The following is a 6,430-nucleotide window of genomic DNA, read 5'->3' as shown; positions in this document are numbered from 1 at the left end:
AGATGTGTATAAGAGACAGGCCCCACCCCCTCCCCACCTCCACTCAGTTGTAGGTACGCAGGACAAGGCACGGGCGCAGGCGCATGCCCGCCCACCCAGGCCCGGCCCAACGCGGGACCGGACCGCCCCCGCCCGGGCCCGCCCCCGTGCCGTAATCGGCCAGGCCGGGGCAGTGCGTCCTCCCGCCTCGTCTCACGCGTTGGTCATACGTCCCCCAGATGGCGGCGGGCGAAGTCCAGTTCCAGGCGGAGTTGCTTGATGCGCTCCTCCACCACCAGGGAGCCGTGGCCCGCGTCGTAGCGGTAGACCTCGTGCGGGTGGTTGCGGGCCTTGAGGCGGTCGACGTAGTTCTCCACCTGGCGGATCGGGCAGCGAGGGTCGTTCACCCCCGCGGAGATGTAGACCGGCGCGCGGACCGCGTCGACGTACGTCAGCGGGGACGACGCCTCGAACCGCTCCGGCACCTCCTCCGGCGTGCCGCCGAGCAGCGTGCGGTCCATCGCCTTCAGCGCCTCCATCTCGTCGTGGTACGCCGTGACGTAGTCCGCGACGGGGACCGCGGCCAGGCCCAGGGCCCAGGACTCCGGCTGGGTGCCGAGGCCGAGGAGGGTGAGGTACCCGCCCCAGGAGCCGCCGGAGAGCACCAGCTTGCGCGGGTCGGCGAGGCCGGACTCCACCGCCCAGTCGCGGACCGCGGCGATGTCCTCCAGCTCGATCAGGCCGACGCGGTGCTTGAGCGCGTCCGTCCACTCCCGGCCGTAACCCGTCGAACCCCGGTAGTTGACCCGCACGACCGCGAAGCCGTGGTCCACCCAGGCGGCCGGCGCCGAGGCGAAGGCGTCGCTGTCGTGCCAGGTCGGGCCGCCATGGATGTCGAAGACGGTCGGGAACGGGCCGTCACCGGCCGGCTTCTGGATCAGGGCGTGGATGCGGCCGCCGGGGCCCTCGACCCAGGTGTCGGTCACCGGGACGGAGCCCGGGGCCTTCATGCCGGGCGGGTCGAGCACGACCGCGCCGCTCGTGGAGCGCACCTCCGGGGGCTGCGCCGCGGAGGACCACAGGAACTCCACCGTGCCGTCGGGGCGGGCCGTGGCACCGGAGACCGTGCCCGTCGGGGTCTCGACGCGGGTCAGCTCGCCGTCCTCGGGGACGTACTTCCACAGCTCGCCGCGGGCCTGGAACTCGTGCTCCACCAGCAGGGCCGAGCCGTCCGGGTACCAGTCGGCGCCGACGTCGCCGGGCAGCTCTATGGCGAGCGCGGTCTCCTCGCCGGTCAGCGGATTCCAGATCATCGGCTCCCAGCGGCCGCGGCGCTGGTGTCCGACCAGCAGCCGGGCGTCGCCGTCGACGGGCGCGAAGCCCATCACCGACAGGCCCAGCTCCTCGGTGCCGCCCTTGGTGTCGTCCAGCTCGGCGACGGTGGAGCCGTCGGGGCGCACGACGCGGATCGCGGAGTGCATCGCGTCACCGTGCTCGGTGTGCTCGACGGCGATCAGCGAGCCGTCGTGGGAGAGGGCGCCGACGCCGGCCGACTCGCGGTGGCGGTAGATCTCCACCGGGTCCTGGCCGGGGCGGACGATATGGATCGTCGAGCCCTCCTCGTCGGTGGAGCGGCCGATGACGGCCGTGCCGTCGCGGCCGAGGGCGAGCCCGCCGGGGTAGGAGGGGGCGAGGCCGGGCGCGGCCGGCTCGTCCTCGCCGCCGCCGAACGGCTGGCGCATCCAGATGCCGAACTCGTCGCCGTCGGTGTCCGAGAACCACCAGATCGACTCGCCGTCGGGCGTGAGCGTGCCGTCCGTCGTGCCGTTCGGCCGGTCCGTGACCTGGCGCTGCGCACCACTGGCCCGGTCCCACGCGTACAGCTCGAAGGTGCCGGTGGCGTTGGACACGAACAGGGAGCGCGCGGGGGCGTCCTCGGCCCACTCGGGAAGGCCGACGCGCGGGGCCCGGAAGCGCTTCTCCCAGTCCGGCATGGACTCGGTGATGGCAGTGGTCTCGTCAGTCATGCGATCCATTCTGCGCCCGGCGAGGCATATCGCGTCGGGCCGCCCGCTCGCCTGTGGAAAACTTTCGCCACGAGCATGTCAGCGGTGTGGTCGGCAGTACCGTCCGTGGCGCCGCCATCGATTCTTCCGCGGGGGCGTCAGGAGTCCGTTCGCGGTGCGGTCGGCGGTCCGTCCGCGTGCCGTCAGTGATCCGTTCGCGATGCCGTCGGTGACCCGTCCGCACGCCGTCGGCGATCCGCTCGGCGGTGCCCTCAGCGTTCCGTGCGCGGTGCCGTCAGGAGGCGGCCGCCGGGTCGTCGCGTGCTGCCAGTAGAGTGCGGCTCCGAACCCGCTCGACCTCCGAGGTAGCCGGCTGTGACCCCCGCCACGTCCCCACCCCCCACGCCACCGGCCGTGACCGTCGTCGGGATCGGAGCGGACGGGTGGGGCGGTATCCCGTCCGCCTCGCAGACCGTGCTGCGCGACGCGGACGTCGTCATCGGCGGGCCGCGCCAACTCGACCTGCTTCCCGCCGAGTGCGCGGGGCGGCGGGTGGCCTGGCCGTCGCCGCTGCGGCCCGCCGTGCCCGGGCTGCTCGCGGCGCACGCCGGGCAGAAGGTCGCGGTGCTGGCCAGCGGCGACCCCATGTTCTACGGCATCGGACGGACGCTCACCGAAGTACTCGGCGACGGGGCCGTCGGCACCGACGCGCTGCGCATCATGCCGCACCCCTCCTCCGTCTCCTACGCCTGCGCCCGGCTGGGCTGGCCTGTGGAGGAGACCGAGGTGGTCACGCTCGTCGGGCGGCCGGCGGCGCAGCTGTCCGCCGCCCTGCACGACGGCCGGCGGCTGCTCGTCCTCAGCGCGGGCCCCGGTACCCCCGCCGAGGTCGCCCGGCTGCTGGAAGAACAGGGCTTCGGGCCGAGCGGGATGCGGGTGCTCGAACAGCTCGGCGGTGAGCGGGAGCGCGTCCTGGCCGGCACCGCCGAGGACTGGCCGCACCCGCCCGGGGACGCGCTGAACATCATCGCCCTGGAGTGCCGCCGCGCCCCGGACGCGCTGCGCCTCGGCGCGGTACCGGGACTGCCCGACGACGCGTACGAGCACGACGGGCAGCTGACCAAGCGGCACGTGCGCGCCGCCACCCTCGGGGCGCTCGCGCCGGCCCCAGGCGAGCTGATGTGGGACATCGGCGGCGGCTCCGGATCGATCGCCATCGAGTGGATGCGGACCCACCGTTCCTGCCGTGCCGTCTGTGTCGAGCGCGACCCCGTACGGGCGGAGCGCATCGGGCGCAACGCCGACCGGCTCGGCGTACCGGCGCTGCGGGTCGTCACCGGCCCGGCCCCGGACGCCCTGTCCGACCTGCCGGTACCGGACGCGGTCTTCATCGGCGGCGGACTGACCAGCCCCGGGCTGCTCGCGGCCTGCTGGGACGCGCTGCCGCCCGGCGGCCGGCTGGTGGCCAACACCGTGACGCTGGAGTCCGAGGCGCTGCTCGCCGACTGGTACCGGAAGCACGGCGGCGAGCTGGTACGACTGGCCGTGGCGCACGCCGTACCGGTGGGCGGCTTCACTGGGTGGCGGCAGGCCATGCCGGTCACCCAGTGGGCCGTGCGCAAGGACCCCCGAAGCGACGGCTGTTCTCAGGACGACGGCCGCCCCGAAGGCACCGACGACTACGACGCACCCTCAGGAGACGACAGATGACCGTGTACTTCATCGGCGCGGGCCCCGGTGCCGCCGACCTGATCACGGTGCGCGGTGCCCGGACGCTCGCCGCCTGCCAGGTCTGCCTGTACGCGGGCAGTCTCGTACCCCGTGAACTGCTCGCCGAATGCCCGCCGGACGCCCGGCTGGTGGACACCGCGCAGCTCAACCTCGACGAGATCACCGCCGAGGTGATCAGCGCGCACGAGGCCGGGCACGACGTGGCCCGGCTGCACTCCGGTGACCCGTCGGTCTTCTCCGCGGTCGCCGAGCAGATGCGGCGGCTGGACGCCGCCAGTGTGCCCTACGAGGTGGTGCCCGGCGTCCCGGCGTTCGCGGCGGCCGCCGCGGCGCTCAAGCGGGAGCTGACCGTGCCCACGGTCGGCCAGACGGTCATCCTCACCCGTATCGCGCAGCAGGCGACCGCGATGCCCGAGGGCGAGGACCTGGCCACCCTGGGGCGCAGCGGCGCCCTTCTGGTGCTGCACCTCGCCGCCCGGTACGCGGACCGGGTCGTCGAAGAGCTGCTGCCGCACTACGGGGCCGACTGCCCGGCCGCGGTCGTCGCGATGGCCAGCCGCCCCGACGAGCTGGTGCTGCGCGGCACCCTGGAGGACATCGCGGACCAGGTGAAGGCGGCGGGCATCGTCCGTACCGCCGTCATCATCGTCGGCCGCACGCTGGGCGCCGAGCAGTTCCGGGACAGCCACCTGTACTCGGCGGAGCGCGACCGCCACGTGTGCTGAGACCGGCGCGGCGCACCGTACGTCAGCGCACCGTACTGCGCCCCACCACGTTGCCCGCGCGGTCGATGCAGATGACGTCGACCGCTACGGGTGCGCCGCGCAGCACTTCGAGGGCCTGATCGCGGGCGGTGGCCGCCACCAGGTCGCCCAGCGGGACCCCGGCGGCCGCGCACAGCTGGAGCGCGGCGAGGCCGGTGTTGGCGGCCGCGACCTCCGCGGCCAGCGCCTCGTCCGCGCCGCCCTGCCGGGCCAGCCCGGCGAGGAAGCCCTTGTCGACCTGGGAGCGCGCGGAGTGCAGGTCCAGGTGGCCCGCGGCCAGCTTGGAGAGCTTGGCGAAGCCGCCGCAGATCGTGAGCCGCTCGACCGGGTGCCGGCGGATGTACTTCAGTACCGCGCCCGCGAAGTCGCCCATGTCCAGGAGGGCGTCCTCGGGCAGGCCGTACTCGGCCACCACCGTCTTCTCGGACGTCGAGCCGGTGCACCCGGCCACGTGCGTACGGCCGGCCGCCCTGGCCACGTCCACGCCGCGCCGGATCGAGTCGATCCAGGCCGAGCACGAGTACGGCACGACGATGCCGGTCGTCCCGAGGATGGACAGGCCGCCCAGGATGCCGAGCCGCGGGTTCCAGGTGGAGCGGGCGATCTCCTCGCCGTGATCCACCGAGACGGTGAGCTCGACGTCCGCCTCGCTGCTCCCGTGGCGCGCGGCGACCTGCGCCAGGTGGTCGCGCATCATCTGGCGCGGTACCGGGTTGATGGCCGGCTCGCCGACGTCCAGGGGGAGCCCGGGGCGGGTCACCGTCCCCACGCCCGGTCCGGCCTTGAAGACCACGCCGGAGCCGGGCGGCAGGGCACGGACGGTGACGCGGACCAGCGCGCCGTGCGTGACGTCGGGGTCGTCGCCCGCGTCCTTGACCACACCCGCCGTCGCGCGCCTGCCCGACGGCTCTCCAGGCGCCTCCCCGGGCCCGTCATCGGCCAGCTCCTCCACCGCGAGCGCGAAGGCCGGGGTCTGGCCCTTGGGCAGCGTGATCGTCACCGGGTCGGGGAAGTCGCCGGTCAGCAGCGCGGTGTACGCGGCGGTGGCCGCCGCCGTCGCGCAGGCGCCGGTCGTCCAGCCGGGCCGCAGACCGGTGTGCTTGAGTTGGGCGCTGCGCCCGCCACTCGCCTCACTCATGGAAGGTTCCGATGCACGCCGCGACGCACGTACTGATACTCGGCGGGACGACGGAGGCCCGCCGTCTCGCCGCGGCGCTGGCCGACGGCCCGCAGGCCGGCGACGTACGCGTGACGACCTCCCTCGCGGGCCGTGTCGCCCGCCCCGTGCTGCCGCCGGGCGAGGTCCGCATCGGCGGCTTCGGGGGTGCGCAGGGGCTCGCCCAGTGGCTGCGCGCGCACCAGGTGGACGTGCTCATCGACGCCACCCATCCTTTCGCCGGAACGATCAGTTTCAACGCGGCGACGGCCGCGGACATGGCCCATGTTCCCCTGCTGGCGCTGCGCCGGCCCGGCTGGGTCCCCGGGGACGGCGACGACTGGCACTCGGCCGGGTCGCTCCAGGAGGCCGCCGCGCTCCTCCCGGAACTGGGCCGGCGGATCTTCCTCACCACGGGCCGGATGGGCCTGGCCGCCTTCGCGGACCTCGCGGACCTGTGGTTCCTCATGCGGTCCGTGGACGCGCCCGAGAGCCCGTGCCCGCCGCGCATGGAGGTGCTGCTCGACCGCGGCCCGTTCACCCTGGAGGGCGAGCGGACGCTGCTGCGCGAGCACCGGATCGACGTCGTGGTCACCAAGGACAGCGGGGGAGCGGCCACCGCGCCCAAGCTCACGGCCGCCCGTGAGGCCGGCGTCCCGGTGGTCGTCGTCCGCCGCCCGGCGGTCCCGGCCGGCGTCCCCGTCGCGGACGGTCCGGAAGAGGCCGTCCGCTGGCTGGCAGAGCACCTGGGCGGCCCGTTCCGTACGGAGGCGTGACCCCGGGACCGCAGCCCC

5 protein-coding genes are annotated in these 6,430 nt (G+C 74.4%); 3 read left to right on the top strand and 2 right to left on the bottom strand.

Annotation, left to right across the window (positions count from 1 at the left end):
* Positions 1–203: 203 nt before the first annotated feature.
* On the bottom strand, positions 204–2,006 hold the full coding sequence (locus IG84_RS0119545) for a S9 family peptidase (protein WP_031058750.1): 1,803 nt from the start codon (positions 2,004–2,006) through the stop codon (positions 204–206).
* A 354-nt stretch (positions 2,007–2,360) separates the two neighbouring features.
* On the opposite strand from IG84_RS0119545, the gene cbiE reads away from it, so the two are divergent.
* Both cbiE and cobM read left to right on the top strand, forming a co-directional pair.
* Complete coding sequence (gene cbiE, locus IG84_RS0119540) at positions 2,361–3,695, top strand: precorrin-6y C5,15-methyltransferase (decarboxylating) subunit CbiE (RefSeq protein WP_078649053.1); 1,335 nt, start codon at positions 2,361–2,363, stop codon at positions 3,693–3,695.
* Complete coding sequence (cobM, locus tag IG84_RS0119535; protein WP_031058745.1) at positions 3,692–4,441, top strand: precorrin-4 C(11)-methyltransferase; 750 nt, start codon at positions 3,692–3,694, stop codon at positions 4,439–4,441. Before cbiE ends, cobM begins: the two co-directional genes overlap by 4 nt.
* Before the next feature lie 22 nt (positions 4,442–4,463).
* Here cobM and IG84_RS0119530 read toward each other — a convergent pair whose 3' ends face one another.
* Positions 4,464–5,618, bottom strand: coding sequence for a cobalt-precorrin-5B (C(1))-methyltransferase (locus tag IG84_RS0119530; RefSeq protein WP_031058743.1), 1,155 nt, complete (start codon positions 5,616–5,618; stop codon positions 4,464–4,466).
* 11 nt (positions 5,619–5,629) lie between these two features.
* On the opposite strand from IG84_RS0119530, the gene IG84_RS0119525 reads away from it, so the two are divergent.
* On the top strand, positions 5,630–6,412 hold the full coding sequence (locus IG84_RS0119525) for a cobalt-precorrin-6A reductase (protein ID WP_031058739.1): 783 nt from the start codon (positions 5,630–5,632) through the stop codon (positions 6,410–6,412).
* Positions 6,413–6,430 lie beyond the last annotated feature (18 nt).

Origin of the sequence: Streptomyces ochraceiscleroticus (assembly GCF_000720485.1) — a bacterium.
Taxonomy (GTDB): Bacteria; Actinomycetota; Actinomycetes; order Streptomycetales; family Streptomycetaceae; genus Streptomyces; species Streptomyces ochraceiscleroticus.
The sequence above is the reverse complement of the archived record's forward strand: the minus strand, read 5'-3'. Positions and strand labels throughout refer to the sequence as shown.